This is a genomic window from Anaerosalibacter massiliensis (genome assembly GCF_024623155.1).
Classification (GTDB): domain Bacteria; phylum Bacillota; class Clostridia; order Tissierellales; family Sporanaerobacteraceae; genus Anaerosalibacter; species Anaerosalibacter massiliensis.
The window spans coordinates 142684-165319 of record NZ_JANJZL010000002.1 but is presented as its reverse complement, the minus strand read 5'-3'; the positions used below and the strand labels follow the sequence as shown (position 1 = coordinate 165319).

Annotated in this window: 37 protein-coding genes; 33 read left to right on the top strand and 4 right to left on the bottom strand. The window is 30.7% G+C overall.

The genetic code is table 11. The annotated features are described in order from the left end of the window. Positions 1 to 34: 34 nt before the first annotated feature. Positions 35 to 1645 carry a recombinase family protein gene (locus tag NSA23_RS03780; RefSeq protein WP_257490205.1) on the bottom strand — a complete coding sequence of 537 codons (1611 nt, stop codon included), beginning with the start codon at positions 1643 to 1645 and terminating at the stop codon, positions 35 to 37. A 171-nt stretch (positions 1646 to 1816) separates the two neighbouring features. Between NSA23_RS03780 and NSA23_RS03775 the strand changes: the two genes are divergently transcribed. After that, positions 1817 to 3031 (top strand): DNA cytosine methyltransferase, encoded by a 1215-nt coding sequence (locus NSA23_RS03775; RefSeq protein WP_257490204.1) that lies wholly within the window; start codon positions 1817 to 1819, stop codon positions 3029 to 3031. Between the two features lie 17 nt (positions 3032 to 3048). Here NSA23_RS03775 and NSA23_RS03770 read toward each other — a convergent pair whose 3' ends face one another. The 3 genes from NSA23_RS03770 to NSA23_RS03760 form a co-directional block, all read right to left on the bottom strand. Next, positions 3049 to 4968: an ATP-binding protein gene (locus NSA23_RS03770; RefSeq protein WP_257490203.1), complete on the bottom strand. Its 1920-nt coding sequence runs from the start codon at positions 4966 to 4968 to the stop codon at positions 3049 to 3051. A 95-nt stretch (positions 4969 to 5063) separates the two neighbouring features. Continuing rightward, entirely contained in the window at positions 5064 to 5540 is a 477-nt protein-coding gene (locus NSA23_RS03765; RefSeq protein ID WP_257490202.1) for an ImmA/IrrE family metallo-endopeptidase, read from the bottom strand. An 11-nt stretch (positions 5541 to 5551) separates the two neighbouring features. Continuing rightward, a complete protein-coding gene (locus NSA23_RS03760; RefSeq protein ID WP_257490201.1) occupies positions 5552 to 5980 on the bottom strand; it encodes a helix-turn-helix domain-containing protein in 429 nt (142 codons plus the stop codon). A 159-nt stretch (positions 5981 to 6139) separates the two neighbouring features. Between NSA23_RS03760 and NSA23_RS03755 the strand changes: the two genes are divergently transcribed. From NSA23_RS03755 to NSA23_RS03600, 32 genes are all read left to right on the top strand, one after another. Beyond that, complete coding sequence (locus NSA23_RS03755) at positions 6140 to 6343, top strand: helix-turn-helix transcriptional regulator (protein WP_257490200.1); 204 nt, start codon at positions 6140 to 6142, stop codon at positions 6341 to 6343. 59 nt (positions 6344 to 6402) lie between these two features. Next, positions 6403 to 6612, top strand: coding sequence for a hypothetical protein (locus NSA23_RS03750; RefSeq protein WP_257490199.1), 210 nt, complete (start codon positions 6403 to 6405; stop codon positions 6610 to 6612). Positions 6613 to 7152: 540 nt separating this feature from the next. Then, positions 7153 to 7392: a hypothetical protein gene (locus NSA23_RS03745; protein WP_257490198.1), complete on the top strand. Its 240-nt coding sequence runs from the start codon at positions 7153 to 7155 to the stop codon at positions 7390 to 7392. A gap of 2 nt (positions 7393 to 7394) precedes the next feature. Continuing rightward, positions 7395 to 8147 carry a phage antirepressor KilAC domain-containing protein gene (locus NSA23_RS03740; RefSeq protein WP_257490197.1) on the top strand — a complete coding sequence of 251 codons (753 nt, stop codon included), beginning with the start codon at positions 7395 to 7397 and terminating at the stop codon, positions 8145 to 8147. Between the two features lie 64 nt (positions 8148 to 8211). Then, positions 8212 to 8388: a hypothetical protein gene (locus NSA23_RS03735; RefSeq protein ID WP_257490196.1), complete on the top strand. Its 177-nt coding sequence runs from the start codon at positions 8212 to 8214 to the stop codon at positions 8386 to 8388. A 2-nt stretch (positions 8389 to 8390) separates the two neighbouring features. Continuing rightward, positions 8391 to 8612, top strand: a complete 222-nt coding sequence (locus tag NSA23_RS03730; RefSeq protein ID WP_257490195.1) for a helix-turn-helix domain-containing protein — start codon at positions 8391 to 8393, stop codon at positions 8610 to 8612. Positions 8613 to 8718: 106 nt separating this feature from the next. Then, on the top strand, positions 8719 to 8997 hold the full coding sequence (locus tag NSA23_RS16595; protein WP_257490194.1) for a sigma factor-like helix-turn-helix DNA-binding protein: 279 nt from the start codon (positions 8719 to 8721) through the stop codon (positions 8995 to 8997). Between the two features lie 60 nt (positions 8998 to 9057). Beyond that, positions 9058 to 9483 (top strand): hypothetical protein, encoded by a 426-nt coding sequence (locus NSA23_RS03720; protein ID WP_257490193.1) that lies wholly within the window; start codon positions 9058 to 9060, stop codon positions 9481 to 9483. Beyond that, positions 9480 to 9629 (top strand): hypothetical protein, encoded by a 150-nt coding sequence (locus tag NSA23_RS03715; protein ID WP_257490192.1) that lies wholly within the window; start codon positions 9480 to 9482, stop codon positions 9627 to 9629. The genes NSA23_RS03720 and NSA23_RS03715 overlap by 4 nt, the downstream gene beginning before the upstream one ends. Then, on the top strand, positions 9630 to 9902 hold the full coding sequence (locus tag NSA23_RS03710) for a hypothetical protein (protein ID WP_257490191.1): 273 nt from the start codon (positions 9630 to 9632) through the stop codon (positions 9900 to 9902). It abuts the gene before it with no gap. Positions 9903 to 9919: 17 nt separating this feature from the next. Further along, on the top strand, positions 9920 to 10705 hold the full coding sequence (locus NSA23_RS03705) for an exodeoxyribonuclease X C-terminal domain-containing protein (RefSeq protein ID WP_257490190.1): 786 nt from the start codon (positions 9920 to 9922) through the stop codon (positions 10703 to 10705). 43 nt (positions 10706 to 10748) lie between these two features. Further along, positions 10749 to 11651, top strand: a complete 903-nt coding sequence (locus NSA23_RS03700) for a DnaD domain-containing protein (RefSeq protein ID WP_257490189.1) — start codon at positions 10749 to 10751, stop codon at positions 11649 to 11651. Between the two features lie 10 nt (positions 11652 to 11661). Continuing rightward, the gene (locus NSA23_RS03695) at positions 11662 to 11850 is read left to right on the top strand and encodes a hypothetical protein (RefSeq protein WP_257490188.1); all 189 of its coding nucleotides are present in this window, start codon (positions 11662 to 11664) and stop codon (positions 11848 to 11850) included. Between the two features lie 250 nt (positions 11851 to 12100). Then, positions 12101 to 12280, top strand: a complete 180-nt coding sequence (locus tag NSA23_RS03690) for a DUF6877 family protein (protein ID WP_257490187.1) — start codon at positions 12101 to 12103, stop codon at positions 12278 to 12280. Next, positions 12262 to 13062 (top strand): hypothetical protein, encoded by an 801-nt coding sequence (locus NSA23_RS03685; protein WP_257490186.1) that lies wholly within the window; start codon positions 12262 to 12264, stop codon positions 13060 to 13062. Before NSA23_RS03690 ends, NSA23_RS03685 begins: the two co-directional genes overlap by 19 nt. Then, entirely contained in the window at positions 13055 to 13216 is a 162-nt protein-coding gene (locus NSA23_RS03680) for a hypothetical protein (RefSeq protein WP_257490185.1), read from the top strand. The genes NSA23_RS03685 and NSA23_RS03680 overlap by 8 nt, the downstream gene beginning before the upstream one ends. Further along, positions 13167 to 13676, top strand: a complete 510-nt coding sequence (locus tag NSA23_RS03675) for a Holliday junction resolvase RecU (protein ID WP_257490184.1) — start codon at positions 13167 to 13169, stop codon at positions 13674 to 13676. Before NSA23_RS03680 ends, NSA23_RS03675 begins: the two co-directional genes overlap by 50 nt. After that, positions 13673 to 13846, top strand: coding sequence for a hypothetical protein (locus tag NSA23_RS03670; RefSeq protein WP_257490183.1), 174 nt, complete (start codon positions 13673 to 13675; stop codon positions 13844 to 13846). Before NSA23_RS03675 ends, NSA23_RS03670 begins: the two co-directional genes overlap by 4 nt. Then, entirely contained in the window at positions 13834 to 14013 is a 180-nt protein-coding gene (locus tag NSA23_RS03665; RefSeq protein WP_257490182.1) for a hypothetical protein, read from the top strand. Before NSA23_RS03670 ends, NSA23_RS03665 begins: the two co-directional genes overlap by 13 nt. Positions 14014 to 14218: 205 nt before the next feature. After that, positions 14219 to 14446: a hypothetical protein gene (locus NSA23_RS03660; protein ID WP_257490181.1), complete on the top strand. Its 228-nt coding sequence runs from the start codon at positions 14219 to 14221 to the stop codon at positions 14444 to 14446. Further along, entirely contained in the window at positions 14433 to 14606 is a 174-nt protein-coding gene (locus NSA23_RS03655) for a hypothetical protein (RefSeq protein ID WP_257490180.1), read from the top strand. Before NSA23_RS03660 ends, NSA23_RS03655 begins: the two co-directional genes overlap by 14 nt. Next, entirely contained in the window at positions 14607 to 14966 is a 360-nt protein-coding gene (locus tag NSA23_RS03650; protein ID WP_257490179.1) for a beta barrel domain-containing protein, read from the top strand. It abuts the gene before it with no gap. 132 nt (positions 14967 to 15098) lie between these two features. Beyond that, on the top strand, positions 15099 to 15734 hold the full coding sequence (locus NSA23_RS03645; protein WP_257490178.1) for a putative HNHc nuclease: 636 nt from the start codon (positions 15099 to 15101) through the stop codon (positions 15732 to 15734). Between the two features lie 13 nt (positions 15735 to 15747). Beyond that, a complete protein-coding gene (locus NSA23_RS03640; protein WP_257490177.1) occupies positions 15748 to 16155 on the top strand; it encodes a hypothetical protein in 408 nt (135 codons plus the stop codon). A 351-nt stretch (positions 16156 to 16506) separates the two neighbouring features. Next, positions 16507 to 16674, top strand: coding sequence for a hypothetical protein (locus NSA23_RS03635; RefSeq protein WP_257490176.1), 168 nt, complete (start codon positions 16507 to 16509; stop codon positions 16672 to 16674). A 57-nt stretch (positions 16675 to 16731) separates the two neighbouring features. Then, entirely contained in the window at positions 16732 to 17250 is a 519-nt protein-coding gene (locus NSA23_RS03630; RefSeq protein ID WP_257490175.1) for a transposase, read from the top strand. A gap of 4 nt (positions 17251 to 17254) precedes the next feature. Beyond that, a complete protein-coding gene (locus tag NSA23_RS03625) occupies positions 17255 to 18631 on the top strand; it encodes a hypothetical protein (protein ID WP_257490174.1) in 1377 nt (458 codons plus the stop codon). A gap of 2 nt (positions 18632 to 18633) precedes the next feature. Beyond that, positions 18634 to 18819, top strand: coding sequence for a hypothetical protein (locus tag NSA23_RS03620; RefSeq protein ID WP_257490173.1), 186 nt, complete (start codon positions 18634 to 18636; stop codon positions 18817 to 18819). 12 nt (positions 18820 to 18831) lie between these two features. Then, positions 18832 to 20370, top strand: a complete 1539-nt coding sequence (locus NSA23_RS03615; protein ID WP_257490172.1) for a hypothetical protein — start codon at positions 18832 to 18834, stop codon at positions 20368 to 20370. Continuing rightward, positions 20360 to 21925 (top strand): phage minor capsid protein, encoded by a 1566-nt coding sequence (locus NSA23_RS03610; RefSeq protein ID WP_257490171.1) that lies wholly within the window; start codon positions 20360 to 20362, stop codon positions 21923 to 21925. Before NSA23_RS03615 ends, NSA23_RS03610 begins: the two co-directional genes overlap by 11 nt. 4 nt (positions 21926 to 21929) lie before the next feature. Continuing rightward, complete coding sequence (locus tag NSA23_RS03605) at positions 21930 to 22097, top strand: CPCC family cysteine-rich protein (RefSeq protein WP_257490170.1); 168 nt, start codon at positions 21930 to 21932, stop codon at positions 22095 to 22097. A gap of 149 nt (positions 22098 to 22246) precedes the next feature. After that, positions 22247 to 22597, top strand: coding sequence for a Gp49 family protein (locus tag NSA23_RS03600; protein WP_257490169.1), 351 nt, complete (start codon positions 22247 to 22249; stop codon positions 22595 to 22597). The last annotated feature ends 39 nt before the right edge of the window (positions 22598 to 22636 follow it).

Genomic DNA, 22636 nt, shown 5'->3' with positions numbered 1-22636 from the left:
TGACAGATAAGTATAAAAAATATGGAAGGTTTTTTTATTGGCCGTACATTTTTATTTCTAAATTTTCTCCATCCCATGTAACTTCTTTTACAATTCTTTTTATTAAATTTTTCTTCTCATCAAACTTTAAATTATCTATATTATTATTGAAATAGCTAAGCATATCTTTTAATATTTCAATGTTGTTCTGCTCTAATAGAGAGTTTTCTGTTTCTTCTTCAACATTATAAAGTTCTTTTCTAATCTCCTTTACTTTTTTATCTAGTTCTTCTATTTGTTCAATTATATATTTTGCAGCAATAGACTGTTCATTTTTGGCAAGTTGTAGAGTTAAATTTTTGATTGATTCTTCATATTCTTTTATTTTGCTTTCTAATTGTTTCTTTTTATTTTTATTCAAATTAGTGTTATTAGCTATAGCTTTCTTTTTGCTTTCTATATTTCTCATTAGAAAGCTATCATCCATGGCCATACTTTTTAGTTTTTTAACTACTAGATCATCTGCTTCTTTACCATTGAGATTTTTAATATTGCACTGGATTCCTCTAGAACGTTCTTTTAAGAGACAATTGTAATAATGATATGTACCATAGGACCTTTTATATTGTTTTACCCTCATTGTACTACCGCAGTTTTTACATCTTATTACTCCAGATAGGAGGCCGTGTTTTCCTGTACCTTTTCTAGGAGCTTTAACGCTATTGGTTTCAAGCATTTTTTGCACTTGAATCCATTCAGATGATGGAATGATACCTTTATGTTTTCCTACTGCTACAATCCATTCACTTTCATCTTTTCTAGTTACCTTTTTCTTTTTAATATCATGCTTATTGAAAACCATTAATCCATGCTTATCATCAAATTCCTTTTCATTCCCTGCTATATCAGAATCTAGTTTATCAAAGTATTCATATATTAAAGGATCAGCTATACAATAAACAGGATTTTTTAATATGACTCTCAAGGTGCTTATATCAAAATTTTTTCCTGTTTTAGTCTTTATATTATTTTTAAATGTCCATCCTTCTAATTTTGTAAGTGAGTTCAATTCTATGTATTTTTTATATAGTTGTTTAACTATGTTTAATTCTTTTTTAATAGGTGTTAGCATATACATTTTTCTCTTATTCATTTCATTATCATAATATTCTACTGGTTCAGATTTAAAGCCTAAGGGAGTCCTACCTCCAAGCCAACGACCAGAACGTGCTAATTGATACATATTATCTTTTATACGTTCAGCTATAGTTTCTCTTTCTAATTGTGCAAAAACAGAAGCTATGTACATCATGGCCCTTCCCATTGGTGTTGATGTATCAAATTGTTCTTTAATAGAAACAAATGATATATCATAATTGTTTAGTTCTTCTATTGTTCCTGAGAAGTCAGAAACATTCCTGGAGATTCTGTCTAGTCTATAGCATATAAGTGCATCAAACTTTTTCTTTTTAGCATCTCTAAGTAATATTTGGAACTCTGGTCTATTAGTATCACCACCAGAAAACCCTTCATCTTCATATACAATAAAATCCTCAATATCTTTGAAATGCTTATAAGCATATTCTTTGCACATTTCTATTTGATTATCTATAGATTCACCTTTTTCGGTAAACTTTGATTTTCTTGAGTAAATAGCTATTTTCATTTTATCACCTCATTGGTATTTATATGTTTATTATATTGAAAAACTATAATAAAGAAAAGCTACTCATGAATAAAAACAATTCTAACGATATTATTTCTAAATAAGAATAAAACAAAAGATTGACTTTTTTTTAGAAAACTGCTATCCTGGTATAAGAAAGAGGGGATGTAAATGAATGTTATAGATCTCTTCGCAGGTGCAGGAGGATTATCAGAAGGTTTTAAAAGACAAGGTTTTAATATAGTTTCCCATGTGGAAATGGACAAGTCAGCTTGTCTAACGTTAAAAACAAGAGAATCATATCATTATTTAAAAGATCAAGGAAAGCTTGATATCTATAAAAAATATATCACCAAGAAGATAACGAGAGAAGAATTGTATGGATTTATACCTGAGGATATACTAAAAAAAGTAATAAATGAAAGCATATCTGATGAAACTATTGAAGATATATTCAAATCAATAGGTCATGAAGATATAGATATTATTATCGGTGGGCCACCATGTCAAGCGTATTCTTTAGTTGGCAGATCTAGAGATCCAAATAGAATGAAAAATGATCCACGAAACTATTTATATAGACAATATATCAAATTCATAGAAAGATACAATCCGAAATTGTTTATTTTTGAGAATGTAACAGGAATACTATCGGCTCAAAAAGGTAGGATATTTAAAAATATAAAAGATGAAATGAAGAAAGTTGGATATAATTTAGATTATGAAATATTAAATGCATCAGATTTTGGAGTATTGCAGAATAGAAAACGGGTAATATTGATAGGATGGAAAGAGGATATTGATTTTTCATATCCTAATTTTAAGAAAATAGAAACAAGATGGACTATTAATGAGTTGTTTTATGATTTGCCTAAAATACAGTCTGGCGAATCTATAGAGGTTGGAGAATATTCTAATAAAGGCAATGAACTGTTAAGTGAAATAAAAGTCAGAGATGCAGATTGGGATATCTTAACACAACATACTGCAAGAAGAAATAATGAAAGAGATTTAAATATATATAGATATTGTGTAGAGATATGGAACAAAGAGAGAAGAAGAGTTGGGTATGATGAATTACCTGAAAAATGGATAACTCATAATAACTTAAAATCATTTTTGGATAGGTTTAAGGTAGTAGATGGCTTGGGAGTATCCCATACTTTAGTAGCCCATATTTCAAAGGATGGGCATCATTATATACATCCAGATATTAACCAAAACCGATCATTAACAGTAAGAGAAGCGGCGAGAATCCAGTCATTTCCTGATGATTATTATTTTGAAACTTGCAGGACTGATGCATTTAGACAGATAGGGAATGCAGTTCCTCCCTTGATGGCTGAAAAAATAGCGTATAAAATCAAGGAAACTTTCATTGAATGAAAGTTTCCTTGATTTTTTTATTGTTCTATACAAAAACTTATATAAAATTCGAATTTATCCCATACTTCTTTGATATCTTTAAAATGTGTTCTGTAATCATAATCATGAGCAATTCCGTTGAAGTATTCGATAGTACTATCTTCTTTAAGAAAACTTTGAAGCTCTTTTATATGCTTTTTTTTGTCAGGTAATAAATTATCTCTATAAATTTTATTAAGAACGGACTTAATATTTCCAAGTAAATTTGGTTTTCCTTTGTTTTCTTTATTTTTTTCCAAATTTAGTTGTTTTTTTGCATATTGCGTTGATATATCAATTAAACATCTAAGTAATAAAGCTTGAGCATATAAGGCAGGTTTAGAATCTCTATGTTCAATTGTTTGTAGCTCATATATAATTCTTTTAATTTTTTCAGGAGCACTTTCTGGGCATTCGAAACTTACATCTATAATAACTTTATTAGAATACTTAGGCCTTGGTTTTTTAGCTGATTTTTCTTGTTTATTTTTGTTAGAATTGTTTTTTGGTTCTTCAATATCTTTTATTTGATTATTAGAATTAGAAGCTTTCTTCTTAGACTGTTTGTGATTGTTAATATTGGTGTTATCTATATCGATTGGTTTATTCTTAAAATCATTGTTTTCAAAGTTAGGTCTGTCTTGTTTTTTGTTCTTTAGATTATCTTTAACTATTTCTTCAATAAGTTTGAATTTATTTTCAGTTTTGTTTTTAGTTTTTTTATTTATAGTTTTACCATATGTTATTATACTTATACTTTCAGCTCTATCTCTATTGAATTCGTCTATGAGAAGTTCTATTGCATTTTTGAAATAATCATAGATATCTCCTTTAAGGAAACCTTCTCGATTAGTTTTTTCTTCTAGTCTATCTGATTGAGGTCTTCTTAATGATACATAACCGAATGAAAGCTTATTATCGATACATTTACTAGGGCTCGCAACTCTTTTTTCTGCTAAGTTCAACCAATCAGTTTTTCCATGTCCATAAATTTTAAAGTCTTCTCTATAAACTGATATTCCCTGATATATATTTAAAAAGTTTTTTTGTATTTCTTTCTGAGGAATAGATAATAGATTGACATACTTTGAGTAGAAATAATAATTATATAAAGTAAAATCTATAGTTCCTAAGTCTATAGGATCTAGTTTTGAAAAATTAGATGATAATCTTTTTATGTTTTTATTTTCATATAATATCCTGTCTTTTATTTTACATATAAAATGATATTTTATTAAATTATTTTTTACAAATGAAGCTTTACATTTAAATGGTGCATACATTAGAGCCTCATCTATAGACATAACATTCTGTTCATTGAATAATTCTTTAGGGAGATAGTGAACTTTTGTTGGAATAGATGATTTTTTATCAGGTTGTATTAAATTATGTAAATCATAAAATATCTCGTTAAAGTCTATTCTCTTTATATTAGTAAGAATAATAATAGTTCCAGAATCTGAATTTTTATTAAAGTGTTTTGGAATTTTATTTTCAGTAATATCTATCTTAGAATCCTTTGTAAATTCTAAATTTTTTAAAGTATCTTTTTCTAAAGACATTTCATATTCTGGATGACCTTCCTTTTTAGTAATAATGGTTATTGTATTTGCTATTCTAAAAAGGCTAAATCTGCCAACACCTTTCCCGCCCAATGCATCTTCGTCAGAAGTTTTGCTTTCAGTACCGACTAGAAGCCAATTTTCTTTAAGCTCTTTTTCATTCATACCAACTCCATCATCTAAAATCTTTATTCTATCTTCATTATAATCCCTAAAGTCTAATGTAACATTTTTAGCATGAGCATCAAAAGAATTTTTTATTTGTTCAGCAAAGGCAATGCTATCAACTTCTATATTTTTAGATCCAAAAGCATCATATAATATTCTTGGTGAAAAGTTAATACTATGTAATGTCATGATAATACCTCCATTTTTAATAATTATATATATAGTTATTTTAGAAAAATGAGTTACTAATTAATAATTATAACATAAAACTTTTTAAATGAAGGTTACCCCTCCAAATCCACACATTGCATGTGCAATAACTTTTTTTCAAATCTCAATCTTACTAATTTTTCAGGCACTTCTAGATAAGCTCCTATTTGTTCAAATGTTTTTCCTTCAATTTCCCAATATTCTAGATGCTCTGGAATCATAAATTCAGCAGCAAATATATCAGCTTCTTTTTCAAATCTATTTTTTATATAAAAAGTATCCTCTAAAAAACATAGAGATAATTCAGGATGCACTATAACATGTCCAAGTTCATGAAGGCATACGTATTCCTTAGTTTTTTCATTAGATATATTGTTATTTAAATAAATAATTTCATAATCTTCCTTAATTCTCTGGAAAAAACCAAAAATATTATTGCTTAGATTTGTCTCTATTATTTTTACATCTAAGCAATCACATAATTCAAAGGGATCTTTAGTCTCATATAATTCTACTAATCCCCCACATATTTCCCTAATTGTTTGATACATAGGTCCCCCTCCTATTTATTTTTCTTTTCCCCTTTTTCTTTCTTTTTTTCTTCCTGTTCTAATACATATTTCATACCTAATTGTAGAGCGTTAGCTAATAGCATTTTATCCTCGTCATTAAGTATTTTACCGTTAAGCATAAGACCATCTTGAAATTTTATTATTTCCAAAGCATCTTCTACAGATTTAATTTCTTTGTTAGCTAGTCTTTTCATTTCTTTATCTTCATTTTCGGGATTCTTTATATCTGTTCTGCCTAGAAGGTAATCTGTTGAAACATTGAATATCTCAGAAAGTTTTATTATTGTTTCGCTATCTGGTTGTCTTCTATTTTGTTCATACATTCCAACGGTACTAGGAGACACCCCTAAGAATTTGCTTAATTCTTTTTGCGTCATCTGTTTCAGAGTTCTTTCTTCTTTAATCCTGTCACCAAACATATTATATATCTCCCTTCGTGTATTTGTTTAAATTATACCACACAATATGTGTATTGAAATCCTTTTACACGAAAAGTGTGAAAAACTATTGACATTACACTGTAAGTGTAGTAATATATTAATTGAACACACGAAATGTGTAAAGAAAGGATGTGAATTATGAATACTTTGTTGATAAAGTTTAGAAAATCATTAGATTTAACTTCAGAAGAAATGGCTAAGAGAGTCGGAGTATCTACATCATTCTATGAAAAAATAGAATATGGAGATAGAAATCCAAGTTTTAACTTTATTACAGCATTTAAAAAAGCATTTCCTATGGTCGACGTTGATAGAATTTTTTTTAACTATGACAAACACTAAACGTGTAGGTGATGAGCTAAATAAATTTTAAAAAGTTAGAAAAAAGGGGGAAACAAAATATGAGTGGTAATATTTTAGTTTTGGCTACTACAGTTGCATATACGATTATGATATCTACAGTAGTAGCCATGAATAAAAGATTGGATGAAATTGAAAATATGTTAAGGAAGTATTTCTATAAAATTGATTATCATAGCCTTGAATTGCTTCTTAAAAATAGTAAGGGAAGTCACGAATGTCCACCAAATAGCAGTGAGGACAACATTTAGTATTCTATAGGCGGCTTTTTCAGGATCAAGATTCAAATAATTGAGGATGTTTTTAGGAAAAAACAAAAAAATGTCTACCCAATAAAAGAGACTAAATGATTCTAATATACGACTACGAAATATACCAATGCAAGCTTGAAACATTCCAATTATCGTATGCTGTACATCAGCTCTTCTAACAAACATGTTGTTCATGACTGATATACGGCTTTCGTATATGTGCATATTAGTGATTTGTTCAATATATGGGCGACTAGAATCTTTGATGCCTGCTAAGTTGAAGAGTTTTTTAATTGATTCTTCATGTGTTAATAGAGACTCATTTGGTTTAATAAGCCATTGTTTATATTTTTCAAAATAATATTTTGATTTTATGTAAGCATTAAGATTAAAAATAAATTTATAAAAGAAAATAACAATTGGTATATGGCACCACTTCATATGACTTACTCCTTTCGCTACTAATATTCATGTTTTTAAGGAAAATGAATTCAGGCTCAAGAATATTTTACCATATTAGACAAGGAGGAACAAAAGAAAATGGATAATAAGTTGCAAGCGTCCAAAAACAATATTGATTATTCGTATTTAATTTTAAAGAATGTTGAAAGGATATATTCCTTCATAGAAAAGCATGGAATTTTTATTACGGATGCTAGAAAGTTCTGGGAGGATAACAAAGATAATTTTGATAAACTTCCAAATGAAAAAAAGATAAAACTATTCAATGCTTTGCTTGAAATAGAAGAAATCTGCATTGATTTATTAAAGGAGGACTAAAGATGAATGATTTAATAAAAGTTAATTACAAAGGAGATAGGCAGACATTAAGTGCTAGGGATTTATGGGAGTTTTTAGACAGACCATATACAAGGTTTGATTTATGGTTTAACAAGTATAAAGAATATGGATTTATTGAAAATCATGACTTTAGAGCATATGTAATAAAAACTACACATGCTAATGGCAGAAATTATGAAGCAACAGATTATGAAATAACAATAGATATGGCAAAGGAATTAGCAATGTTGCAGAAAACAGAAAAAGGGAAGATTGCAAGACAATATTTCATAGAGTTAGAAAAGAAATGGAATAGTCCAGAAGCAATAATGGCAAGAGCATTAAAAATGGCAGATATGCAAATATTGGAGTATAAAAATAACATTGTTCAACTTGAATCTAAAATAGAAGAGGACAAGCCAAAAGTGTTATTTGCTGAAGCAGTAACAGCTTCACATACAACCATTCTAGTAGGTGAACTAGCTAAGTTACTAAGACAAAATGGTATAGATACAGGGCAGAATAGATTATTTTCGTGGTTAAGAAATAATGGTTATCTAATAAAAAGAAAAGGAACAGATTACAATATGCCAACTCAAAAAGCTATGGACTTAGGACTATTTGAAGTAAAAGAAACATCAATAACCCACAGTGATGGACATATAAGTATATCTAAGACACCCAAAGTTACTGTTAAGGGGCAAGTTTACTTTATAAATAAATTTAAAGAAATGGATTTAGAGAAAGTGATGTAGGACAGAAATTAACAAGCTGAATAGTACAAACAGGTTTCAACATATATTTTATTGAGGTGATTATATGGCTAGACAAAAAATAAATGTAATAGTTCATATGCCAGATCCAGAATATACCCAAAAATTATTAGCAGAAGGATTGGTAGATATAGTTGCAAATAGAATTGCAGATTATCCACCAGAGCAACAAATCTATATATATGATGAGTTGCTAAATGAACTTAAAAATAAGGAGGGTTAAATATGAGTGAAGATTTACTTTTCACAGTTCCAGAGGTAGCTGAAATATTAAAGGTTAATAACAATAAGGTGTATGACTTATTTAGAACAGGATTACTTACACCACTTAAGCTAGGGAGACTAAAGGTATCTAGGTATGAATTAATAACCTTTGTGGAGGATTATAAGGGCAAGGATTTAACAGACTTAAACAATGTTAAAGATATTGATTGGGAGGTGAAATAATGGCCAACTTTGTAGCTAGCCCTTTGAGTCCCACAATAGCTTTTATTTTAGGATTAACTTATTTGGTTCTTTTAGCTATAGATATGGGAAGAGAGGAGGTAGACAAGTGATAGAAACTACATTTGATTTAAGGTACAACATAGCAGCTTTAACAATTGCAATTTTAAGTAATAAAACACCTGAACAAGCCTTTGCAGTTATAGAAGAAACATCACCTACAAAAGTATATGACAATAAAGATGTGATTGATATGGTGAGATTTCAAAAGCAAGGTATGACGTATAGAGAAATAGGAGAAATGTATGGCATAAATAAGGATGCTGTACGTAACAGAATGAGAAAAAAGACCTTCTCAGATGGCAGTCTGAAAAAGGTCAACAATTAAAAATACTAATTATAACATATTTGGTTAGTGTTATTATAACACATTTGGAGGGATTTAAACATGGGTAGACACAGAAGTTTTAAACTTAAATGGAGTAGATACTATCAGTTTTTAATAGAAGGACAAATATTTTATTTAAAATTAAAAGCTTATACAAATAGAAATGAAGGGGTAAAAGAGTGGGAACTAATTACAGAACAGACATATAAGGAAGCAATGAAGAAAGGACGTAAAGATAATTTAGTAATTGTTGAAGATGAGGTCTCTATTGTCCCTGTACAAGCTTTAACTTTAATCCTTAATAGGATATACGGAATAAATGAAAGAGACATGAGAACAGCAGTTGTAGAAGCTCAAGAGTCCATAAGAGAACTAAGGAAACATACAGAAATTAGGTTTGAATTAGAATATAGAGTTTTTAAAAGAATTGTAGAAATTCAAGTTAAAGAGTTTAAAGAGGACTATTCAAGAGGGATAGCAATATGAGATGTCCTAGTTGCTATAAAGAAGTAGGAAAAATGAAGAAAAATCAACTTTTAAAGTGTAGATGTGGAGCTAAGTTATTAGCAGTTGAAATAAATAAAGAGTTAGAGGTATTTGATTTGAGGAAAAACACAGAGGAGGAGAAATAAATGAGTGTTACTTTTAAAAACTATAATTTTGAGGTAGTTACTGAAACATTAAAGTGCGGAAAATATAGAGATACAGTTGAAAGGATTATTATAAAAAATAATTCAGATATAAAGTATGAACAAAACTTTATGAAAAGATTCTTTAACTTTCTATATCCAGGAGTTGTTAGCAAAAGTTTTAAAGGTAGACATTGGTATCAGCACTATTATGAAATAAATCAAAAAAATGATAGAACATTTGAATTTGTTTTAACTAAGCCTTACGTAGATTAGTGAAAGGGGAGATATAAATGGCTAATGAAATGGTAAATCAAGAAGTCAATACTTTAGCAGTTATAGAAGGTTTGAAATTAGATAGAGTACAGCAATCAATGAATACAATACAACAATTTCAAAAGGTAGTACAAGGATCATTAGTAGAAGGACATGACTATGGAGCTAGTTTCTTTGGAGCAAATAAGCCAAGCTTACTTAAACCAGGAGCAGAAAAAATACTAATGTTATTAGGCTTAAGCAGCGAATATGAAATTATAGAAAAGATTCAAGACTATGAAGAAGGGTTCTTTGCTTATACAATCAGATGTATTTTAACAAAAGGTGGACAAGTAATAACTCAAGGATTAGGTCATTGCAATAGTAAAGAGAAGAAATATACAAGTGATAAACAAGATATATTCATGCTAGGAAATACATGCTTAAAAATGGCTAAAAAGAGAGCACAAGTAGATGCAGCACTAACAGTAGGAAGTCTATCAGATATATTTACACAGGATTTAGAGGACATGGTTCAATTTGAGCAATCTGAAAGAATAGAAACTTTAACTATAGATGATGCAGAAAACATGAAAATTAACTTTGGCAAGCATAGAGGAAAAACAATAAAGGAAATATATTCAACTGATGAAGGCTATATAAGATGGTTAGCAGAAAGAGCAAAGCAAGAAGTAGTAAAGAAAGCGGCAAGCATGGTTTTGAATAGAGCTAAAAAAGAAAGTAGTGGTAAAGGGTCAAAGGTAGATGGAATAGAGGAAGTAAATGAAGAAGAGCTTCCATGGGATGAAGAAGTACCATTTTAGACTAGGAGCTTTAGCTCCTGGTCTTAAATAAGTAGGTGATTAGATGGATAAAGGATGGATAAAACTTCATAGAAGTATTCAAGAGCATTGGTTATTTCAAGAAAAAAGAACATTTAGCAAATTTGAAGCATGGGTTGACATGATAATGATGGCCAATCATAAAGATAACAAGTTTTTATTAGGGAATGAATTAATAAAAATTAAAAGAGGTAGTTTTATTACTTCTGAACTGAAGCTTATGGATCGTTGGAATTGGTCAAAAACTAAAGTAAGAAATTTTTTAAATCTATTAGAAAGTGAAAGTATGATTATAAAGGTGCCAGATTCAAAAAAGACCACTATAAAGATAGTAAAATACGAACTTTACCAGAGTGAGGAAACCATAGAAAAACCAGAAAAAGACCAACAAAAAACCATAGAAGAACTAGAGAAAAACCATGAAGGAACTTCAAAAGAACTACGAAAAAACACAAACAAGAATGTAAAGAATGATAAGAATAATGTATGTATGTACGACGAAAATCTAAAAAATATCGTAAGGCTTTTAGAAGAAAATATAGGAGTAATACCTCCAATCTTGATAGACGAAATAAATGAGTATTCAAAAATATTTGATATAAAAATGTTTGGCGAAGCGATAAAGATAGCAGCAGGGAATAAAAGTAGAAACGTCCCATACGTGTTAGGTATTTTAAGAAACTGGAAAGACGATAACATCTTAACTATAGATGATCTAGAAGCTTTGAGAAGAGAAAAAGAGATTGAAAAGCAACGAAAACAACAGAAACATCAATATCAAAATAAACAATATAACAAACCTAAAAAAACTAGATTTCATAATTTTGAGCAAAGAACGGACAAGTATAGTGCTGATGATTTAGAAGCTATTGCTGAAAGGAAAAGAGAGGAAGCTTTAAGAAAAATGAGAGAGCAAAATCAATTCTAGGAGGAATATCATGGAAATAGGCAAGAAATACGAGATCACAACATTTGGGAAAGGAAAAGGTGGAAAGGGAACAAAATTTAAAGGGACATGCATAGCAGAAGAAAAAGAATTTTATATTCTACAGCATAGAGAAGGATTTAAGGAATGTTTTCTAAAGGCAGATTTTGCAACAGGTGAATGTAAAGCAGAAGAGATATAAAAAAGCCGAGGAACAATCCCCGGCTCAATATATTAACTTAACACCAATTATCACAGTTACAGAATATTACTACTAATAGTAAGAAGAAGAATAGTAGTGAATCATTAGAATTGTTACAATGTCTACCCATAGTTACACCTCCTGAATAAGGTATATTTGGTGCCTACTATAGATTATGTTAGATGTCCAAAAAGCGTGTACAGAGGTATAAAGAAAGGGTGAAGGAAAATTGAATATTTCAATAAACAGTATGGAAGATTTATTTAAGTATAGTTATCTGCTACCTCATGTAGTTTTAGTAGACATAGATAAAAGAATAGGTGACTGGCTAGTGAGCGGTGGAAACATTGAAGATGGATATATAAAGCAGCAATTTAGATATGCGGAAAAGGTCATAAAGGAGGTTCAAAAATGTATAAAGAAGAGATAAAGCTTGAAATAAAGAAATTAAGACAAGAACTTGAAGACAATGAAGCGGAATATGAAGATATACAAGATGAAATAGAGAGCTTAGCGTATCAAATAGATTGTTTAGAGAGTGATAAATATAGATTAGAAAATATAGGCTATGACATAGAAAATAAGATTGAGGAGTTAGAAAAACAATTAGCAAGTAAAAGATTTGATGAATTAGACAATGAACTAACAAGAGATAAGTTTAGAGATTCATTTATAAAAGCTTCATATTTTTGTGCCATAGACGAAGAAAGAGAGACATTAAATCATGTAAAAATAGAAGAAGAACGGCTAATTGCAACGGATGGTTGCAGAGGCATAATAGTAAAATGTGATGAAATACCTGAAGGATTGAAAAATACATTTGTAAAATGGGATATAAGACAAGACTTCAATGAAAATGCTAAATTAAAGGGTTGGCAAACAATAAACCTAGATGAAGTCATTAAAAACGGAAAAAGTAACACTGTTTTTAAAATTGAAGTGGATGAATTTATAGAAAGTCTGTATTTTCAAACAATTAAATCATCTAGTCCGCTGCTGGATGAAGCGGTAATCTTAAAGGCATATGGTAGAAAAGTAGCATTTAACAAAAGGTATGTAGATGAAATGCTGAAAGTGTTTGAGGGAAAATACTTAAAAGTATATTGGCCTAAAAGTTCATTGAATCCGCTTATTGTTGAAAATGGAGGGCAGCAAGTTATATTACTACCAATCAGAATACCTGAATTAGTAGAAGGTGAGAAAGATGACTAAGGAAGAAAAATTAGCTATAGCTAAAGAAGTAGTTAAAATATATTTTGATGAGAATGTAAGCGTGAAAGAAGCTATAGAAATTGCAAAAAGAAAGGGTGAAAATCTTGGGTTATCACAAAGGAGATGGATTCGAAGAAGTAATAAATTTAGCTAATCTAACATATAAAAGAAAAGGAATAGCTTTAGTACAGAAAATAGCAACACCTATGAAGCCTATTAGGAAAGGAAAAAGAATAGTATCGGCATACTATGAAGAAAAGAGTACACTAGACTATATAGGAGTATATAAATCAATACCTATAGCATTTGATGCAAAAGAAACTAAGGAAGAAACAAGATTCCCTCTTAGCAATATCCAGGCACATCAAATAAGATTTATGAAAAACTGGTACAAGCATGGAGGAGTAACCTTTTTATTAATACATTTTAAAAAATTAAATGCAGTATATAGGCTAGATTGGATAACCTTAGATTGGTACTGGCAAAGGTATAAAGAGAATAGAGGGAAAAGAGGGTTTGGAAGTATACCGTTAAATGAATTTGAGTGTAATTGTAAACAGTTAAAATCAAGAAACGGAATCATATTAGATTACCTGGAGGGGATAGAAAAATGAAAAAGTGTAAATGGTGCGGTTCAACAAATATAGAATATGATGAATTTATACCAGCTGAGAAGCCTGAATATATAAGAAAAATATTTATTTGTCATAACTGTGGTTACTATGGTTTTGAGGATTGGGTAAGAAGCAAAGAAGATGGAGGTATAAAGAAATGCTATCAATAGAATATTGTGCTAGGGGTATAGTTGCATACTTAGACGGCAATATAAAGTTATTTAAAGAATACAGAAATAAAGCTATAGAAATATATGAAGAAGAAAGAAATATGTGCAGTATAGGAGAAATGATACCAGCAAGGACAAAAGAAAAGTTATATAAGCTAGTTAGTTAAGGAGGATATAGAATGATATTATTTTATTTAATTTTAACATGTGCGGTTATGTTTAGTTTTGCTTTAGCTATGTTTACTTTATCAAATAGAGAGAATAGGCAATAGGAGAAAGGTATGAAGGCAGCAGGGATTTTAATTGGACTAGCTATAGCAATAACATTAGTGAGGATAAAAAGAAGCCATAAAAGAAAATAGGAGGGTGAGCATGAAATATAAATATAAAGGCGAAATATATGAAGATGAGTTTTTAGATACTTTAGATTTATTAGATGAATTGGAAAGTGACAAAAAAGTAGAATCTATAGGGGTTACAGTTTTTTTTATAGGTGGTGAATATGCTGGAACAGATGATGATATAGATGAGGTATTGTCATACTTTATAGATGAAGGAGACATAGAGATTGTTAAGGAGGACAGCTATGGAAGAAAATAAAAAAGAAATGCTAATATACCAGATAAACTCTTATATAGAGCAGGTGCTTAATTTAGTAGATAATCAAGGGAAATTAGATTATTTTAATATAGAGATTAAAAATCACCAAGGGAATTTAAACATGCAATGTAATATAGCAGACAGAAAGAAGGTGTATTAGATGAAGTTTCCAGTAAAGAAAGGTCAAATTATATATGTAGAGCAAAGCGATATGTTTATAAATACTTCTCCAAATTTATCGGAATATGTAGTAACAAGTGTTAATTCTAGAAGCTTTTATGCTAAGAGAAAAGATTCGCAAAATGACTACAAGCAACGCTTTGACAAAAAAACTGGAATATCCGATTCTATAGGTGGATTTATTGATGAAGCCTATCCAGATGAGGAAACATACAATGCTAAAATAGAAAAAATAAAAAAGACGGCGGAGCTAAAAATTTATATTAGTAAAAATATAAATAAGCTTGAACTAGAGGATTTAATAAAAATAGAAAAGTATATAAAAAAGATAATGGAATAAATTTACTTTTAGATGAATTAGAAGATATAGAGGTTATAGTTAAAACTAAATAAGTCCTACTGGACCACCAGCGGACACTTTGACTATAGAAATATAGTTGAGGTGTCCTTTTTTTATTAGGAGGGAAGATATATGAATTACTTCTCACAAATTAAAAGTATTAGAGAAACAGAAAAAGGAACGGATCTTATAGTTCATATTCCAGGAGAGCAGGTTGGCCATAAGATTACTAAATATAGAAATGAATCTGTAATAAATAGTGAAATAAGGATTGATGATAATAGAACCATTACAGCGGACCAAAGAAAGAAAATATATGCAACCATAAGAGATATAGCTAATTATTTAGGAGATTGGCCTGAATATTATAAAGAATTTCTAAAGTTTAATTTCTGTATGGAAAAAGGAATAGATTATTTTTCATTATCGGATTGTAGTATATCAGTAGCAAGAGACTTTATCACGTATCTTATAGATTTTATATTAAAAGAAGATATACCTTTATCGGATGAAGCTTTAAAGAGGACTGATGATATAGATAAATATTTATGGTCCTGTATAAAACATAAGAAATGTTGTATATGCGGGAAAGCAGGAGAAGAACATCATGTTGATACCATTGGCATGGGAAGGAGTAGAAGGACTGTAGATGATAGTGAAAATAGAAAGATGTGCCTATGTAGAGAACATCATACAGAGTATCACAAAATAGGACAAGAAGATTTTGAGAAGAAATATCACGTTTATGGGATTATATATCAGGGTTAGGAGGATTAAGGACATGGATAAAAAACAATTAAAGCAACTAAGATATTTAAAAAATGAAATAAAAATGTTAAAAGAGCAGATAGAGAACTTAGATTATACTATAACGACAGATTCAGTAAGAGGGTCTAGCCCTTATTTTCCTTACGTGGAACATAGTATAAAAATAACAGGGATTGATACAGAAGACTATAATCGTAAGACTAGAAGGTTACAAAGAAAACTAGAAATAAGGGTAGAGGAGTTATTAGATCTAGTAGAAGAAACGAATGATTTTATAGAGAGCATAGATGATAGCCTAATAAGGCAGATAATAAGCCTAAGATATATAAATGGGCTAACCTGGGGACAGGTAGCAGCACACATAGGAGGAAATAATACTGCTGATAGTGTAAGAAAAGTAGCTGAAAGATATTTAAAGTAAAGTTGTCCACTATGTCCGCTTTATAAGTGTTAATATGATATTAGGAAGAAATATAAGCTACAGGAACTTAATAGAGCAAGGATATATAATGTATTAAGGGCTATTACTACTTTAGAATAGACCTCCTGAAAGGGCATACCTTACTGCACAGGGTATGTCCTTTTTACATATTTAAAATGAGGTGAGAAACAAGTATGGAAATAGCAAAATGTAAATGTGGATATAAGCTAGAAAAACCTAAGTGGGAACACTTAATAAATCATATATAAAGGCGGAGGATATGCAGGGGAAAATAAATGTCCCTATTGTAAAAATAAAACACTAGAATTTAGTTTTAAAGTAGGTGATTAAATGACCATTAGAGAAATTATAAAATATAAAGACATAGATACATATAGAAGATTACAAAAGATATGTAGAAAGAAGAAGGTTGAATTAGGAGATAGGGTTGAGAGGTTGATGCAACATGATAGTTATAGGAGACAGGGTAGGAGAATAAGACAGGTTAAGTGGGGATAACGTAGAATAAAGAAGAATTTCCTCTTCAGATACAAAACAAACGAATGAGGTGGTGATATGGCGAAGAAAAAACGAAGAAATACAACATATAAAGATTGGATAACAGAAGAAGGATTAATAAAAATAGAAGGATGGGCTAGAGACGGGCTTATAAATGAAGAAATAGCTAATGAAATAGGAATACATCCATCAACTTTATACGATTGGCAAAAGAAATATCCCGAGATAGCCGAGGCCTTAAAAAGGGGAAAAGATGTAATAGACAGACAAGTTGAAAATGCACTATTAAAAAGAGCATTAGGTTATGAGTACGAAGAAATAACTCAAGAAAGAGCTCTAAAGAAAGATGTTAAAGGTAAACCTATGACTGATTTACATGGGTTTCCAGTATACGAAATGGTGACGACAAAGAAAGTTAAGAAAGAAGTAGTTCCAGATACTACAGCACAGATATTTTGGCTTAAAAATAGGAAACCAGAACAATGGAGAGATAAGAGAGATGTTAGCGTAGATGGAAATATAGATACAGGAACAGAAAAACTAGACTCTATCTTGGACCAACTAAAGGAAGATTGATAACATGAGCGAGCAATTATTGCTATCAGAGAAATACAAAGCTTTCCTTAAATATAATGCACCAGTAGAATTTTTAGAAGGGACTACTTTTGCAGGCAAAACTACAGTAGGAATTCCCAAGTTTATGTTTAAAGTTGCTGATAGTTCTAAGAAGTTGCATGTACTTAGTGGCTTAGATTTAGGAACCATAGAAAAGAATATAATAAATAAAGACTTAGGCATTATTGATATATTTGGTCCATTAGTAGAATATAACGCAAGCGGTAAAGGTCAGCATTCTTTACCTCATATAATATATAAAACACCACAAGGAGAAAGGATAATCTATGTACTAGGCTATGATAATAAGACTAGATGGAAGAAGGCTTTAGGCGGTCAATATGGCTGTGTATATATCGACGAGATTAATATAGCTGATATGGACTATGTAAGAGAAATAAGTATGAGATGCGACTATTTATTGGGAACACTAAACCCTGATGATCCAAATCTACCAATCTACAAAGAATATATTAATCATTCAAGACCATTGCCTGAGTATAAAAATGATGCACCACAAGAATTAAATAATATGCTAGATGAAGAACCAAAGCCCGGATGGGTACATTGGTTCTTTTCTTTTGATCATAATTTAGGATTAACAAAAGAAAAGAAAGAGCAGATCATAATGAACGTACCCAAAGGTACTAAACTATACAAGAATAAAATACAAGGACTTAGAGGCAGAGCTACAGGATTGGTATTCCCTAACTTTAGCAGGAAGAATAACGTTAGGTCTATAGATTGGCTTAAAAAGAGAATGGCTGACAAGAAGGATCCATTGAAGTTTGTACATTTCTCATGTGGAGTAGATACAGCTTATTCCCAAGAAAGCCCTGATACAATTAGCTTTATATTTCAAGGTATAACTGATAAAGGTCAATTAATCATCCTGGATGAAGAAGTATACAACAATGCTAATCTAGAGACTCCATTAGCACCTAGTGATATTCCTCTAAGACTAATAGCCTTTCTAGAGAGGAATAGAAAGAAGTGGGGTTTTGCTAGGGATGTATTTATTGATAATGCAGACCAAGCAACTATCACAGAGCTAAAGAAATATAAAAGGCAGCATGGATGTGTCTATAACTTCTTAAACGCTTATAAGAAAGTAGAAATAATAGATAGAATCCATCTTCAATTAGGATGGATAAATGTAAGTGAGATGAAGCCTATAGCTGATTATATAGTGTTAGACCATTGCGTTAATCATATAGCAGAATTAGAAAGCTATAGTTGGAAAGAGGATAAATATGAACCAGAGGACATGAATGATCATACAATTAATGCATCGCAATATGGATGGATTCCATTTAGAAATAAAATAGGAATAGGAGGATAACAATGGGAGATAAAGACTTAATTAAGATAAGAGATTTATTTAGAGAATGTGCTGATATTATAGATGAGATTTTAGCATTAGAGGAAAGAGAAAATAATGGCGAAGATACAGAAAAAGACTTAGAAAGTATTCTTGGTAGATATATGATAAAAATGATAGAAATAAATGCTTTGAGCCAAAAGTTATAGGAGGTTTTAAATATGGGATTGAAAGAGGTGATACAAGGAATGGTAGCAAAACTACTAAACATAGTGCCAGCAACGGACAACCAAATATCCATCAAAGAGCCATTAAGTCATGCGGGAACAGTATTAAGAAATAGAATCTGGTATAGGGGAGATCCATCAGAACTGGACCAGTTTTTTAAACAAATTGCTACAGATGATGTGGGAAAGTCAAGGTTTTGGGCAGCAGTACCATCTGCTGATTCAAGCATAAGGAAGTTTCATAGTGGTTTACCTGGTGAGATAGTAGATAAGTTGGCTGATATTGTAATTTCTGATTTAGATAGCATAGAGTTAACAGAACAAGAACTATGGGACGATATAGCACTAGACAATAAGTTTACTGATAAAGTCCTAGGAGAAGCTATAAAAGATACTCTTATAGATGGTGATGGAGCTTTCAAACTAAGTGTAGATACAGAAACAACAGAATATCCAATAATAGAATTCTTTAGCGGCTCAGATGTGGATTATAGATATAAAAGAGGTAGGCTCCAGGAGGTAGTATTTTATGCTTACTATACTCATGAAAAAGAAACCTATAGGTTAGAAGAAATATACGGTAAAGACTTTATAGACTATAAGTTATACAATAAGCACGATAAAGAAGTGCCATTATCCAAAGTGCCAGAAATAGCCCATTTAACTAAAGTTACATTTACAGGTGATTTTATAATGGCAGTACCTATGAAGTTCTTTAAATCTCCTAAGTTTGAGAACAGAGGAAATTCTATATTTGAACGTAAGAGTGATAACTTTGACGCATTAGATGAAGTTATATCCCAATGGATAGACGCAATAAGAGCAGGAAGGGTCAAGAATTATATTCCTGAAGATTTAGTGCCTAGAAATCCTGATACAGGTGCAGCTATGAGGCCAAATCCATTTGATAATCAATTCATTAAAATAAGTTCTTCAATGAAGGAACAGCAACCTGATGTAATAGACCAGATACAAGCAGATATAAATTATACTGCTTTTGTTGAAAGCTATGCAAGCACCTTGGATATGTGTTTACAAGGGATCATATCGCCAGCGACGTTAGGGATAGATTTAAAGAAAACTGATAATGCAGAAGCTCAAAGAGAAAAGGAGAAGACTACTTTATATACAAGAGGAAAGATAATTGATGTATTAAATGAAGTAATTCCTTTACTGGTAGATACAACATTAAAAGTATATGACAATATGAAAAAACAATCTCCAGGAGAATATGAGGAAAATGTAACTGTATCCTTTGGAGAATATGCAAGCCCTGATTTTGGTAGTGTGGCGGAAGTAGTAGGACAGGCTAAGGCCATGGGCATTATGAGCTTAGAGCAAGCTATTGAGGAGTTATATGGAGATACTTGGACAGAAGAAGAAAAAGCTTTAGAAGTTAAAAGAATTAGAGAAGGCGACAAAGTAATAGATGAACCCGCTGCATGGGTAGATAGATTTAATAAAGGGAAACAAGAGGATTTAGAAGATGATGAAAGCAACGAAGGCGAAGAAGTGACAGAAGATGAAGAATAAAAAGAATTATGATATAAGAACTATTTTCATGGAGATGGAACTAGAATTAATTAGATCTATGAAAAGAAATTTATCTAGGCATGAGGAGGAAGAGCTTAAGCAAGGCTTTAAGTTTGAACAATGGCAATCTGCTAAATTAAGAGATTTAGAAAGATTTAGAAGAGAGAATATAGAAATTATAGGTGAATATAGCAAACCTATAGAAGAAGTAATTCATCATACATTAGTAGAAACTTATGAGGAGTCCCAGAACAATGTAAATGAATTTATAAAAGAAATAAAAAATGAATATGTAGATAATGTCTTTGTTAGATTACCAGGGGATTTAGAGCCAATAACACCCCCTGTAGAAAGTGAACCTATGAAAGATATGGTAGAGGAAGTAATAGAGAACGTAAGAATATGGCAAGAAGCCCCTACACCTAGGGATGAGGTCTTTTTTAGAACTAACGATAATAAGTTTAATGCACTTATGGAAACAGTTGAAAAGGATTTTAATAAAGCTAATTCGGCAGTATTAAGGCGTATGGATGATATATATAGACAAACTATATTTAAAGCACAGGTTAACTATAATACAGGAAGTGTCGGATTAGATAAAGCTATAGATATGGCTATTGGGGATTTTTTAGAGAAAGGCATAGATGCAATAACTTATAGTGATGGTAAAAAAGTTAATATAGCTTCTTATGCAGAAATGGCACTTAGAACAGCCAATCATAGAGCCTATTTGATGGGTGAAGGTAAGAAAAGGCAAGAAATGGGATTATCCTTAGTTGTGGTATCTGCTCATGCTACGGCTTGTGAGTTATGTGTGCCTTGGCAAGGGAAAGTACTTATTGATGATGTATACAGTGGAGGAAGTAAAGAGGATGGAGATTATCCTTTGCTAAGTACTGCTATGGAAAAGGGTCTAATGCATCCAAATTGCAGGCATAATCTTAATACTTACTTCCCGGGAATAACTACATTGCCAAAGGTGCCAGATATGGAAGGTGTAGAAGAAAATTACAAAAGAGAGCAACAACAAAGGCATATTGAAAGACAGATAAGGAAATATAAGAGATTAGCTGAAGGGTCTATTGATAAACAAAATCAAAAGAAGTATAAAGGCAAGACTAAAGAATGGCAAGAGATCATGAGGGAACATTTAAAAGAAAATCCTCAATTAAGGAGAGCATATAGCAGAGAACAAAATAAAATCTCTGTTGTAAAAGTAGAAAACAATGATATACTAAGTAGTAAGGAATGGTTAAAATCTGAGTTTTCAAATGAAAAGAAATTTAATAAGCATATAGAAAAACATTTAGTGGAGTATGGAGATATTACTCCAGAAGAATATCTGAATACAGCTAGGAATTTATTAGCTGAACCGTTAAGTGAAGATGTAGAGGGATTTTTAGGTGATGTAAACTTTGTATTTAAGTATAGAAAAAGCACTAATGATTTTGCTATAGGTAGGGCTGATGGTAAAATCTCAACATTATTTAAACCTAATGAAAAATTAAAGTATTGGGAAGAGCAAGTTGAATTATTTAAGAATAAGGAGGTATAGGTCTATGAAATGTCCAGTATGCAATAACGAGGTGGATATGTTTGATATTTGTGACAATTGTAACTACCAAAATAGTGGACCAAAAGAAAAATTAGACGGACCGACAGGACCAAATAAAATGACATTAAGAGAAGCGAAAGAAGCCTATAAAAAAGGTGAAAAGATAATATAACTAAGCACTTACTAAATAAAAATAGTGAGTGCTTTTATTATGCTTAAAAATGGAGGGATTAATATGGCTACAGCTACACAAGTAACATTGATTATATGTTTAACAATTGTAACTCTATATTTACTTGAAAAGAAAGGAGATAAATAAATGTGAAGGGTCTCGATGAAGTATTAAGAGATGTCGATGGAGATTTAGTTGAAGCCTGGCATAAGTTTCAACCAGATTTAGTTTTTGAAAGAGAATTTGCAACCAATGAATACAAAAAAGCAGAAAAAGCTATACATTTAGATTATGGGAACCTAATCATCATGAGCGTTAAGCTTCAAAATGGCTATATATTAGTCGAACATTCAATATGCATGGATCCAGAGAAATCTGATGTCAATAAGGGCATTGAAATTTGCAAAGAAAAGATACTTAGTAAGCTGCTTGAAATATATCGGCCTGTAGAGATTAAGGATCCTAAAAAGTTAAAGAAGTTTTCAATTAAAGCCAAATAGGGCTTTTTTATTTTGTCCTAAATAAGACTTTAAACTGTT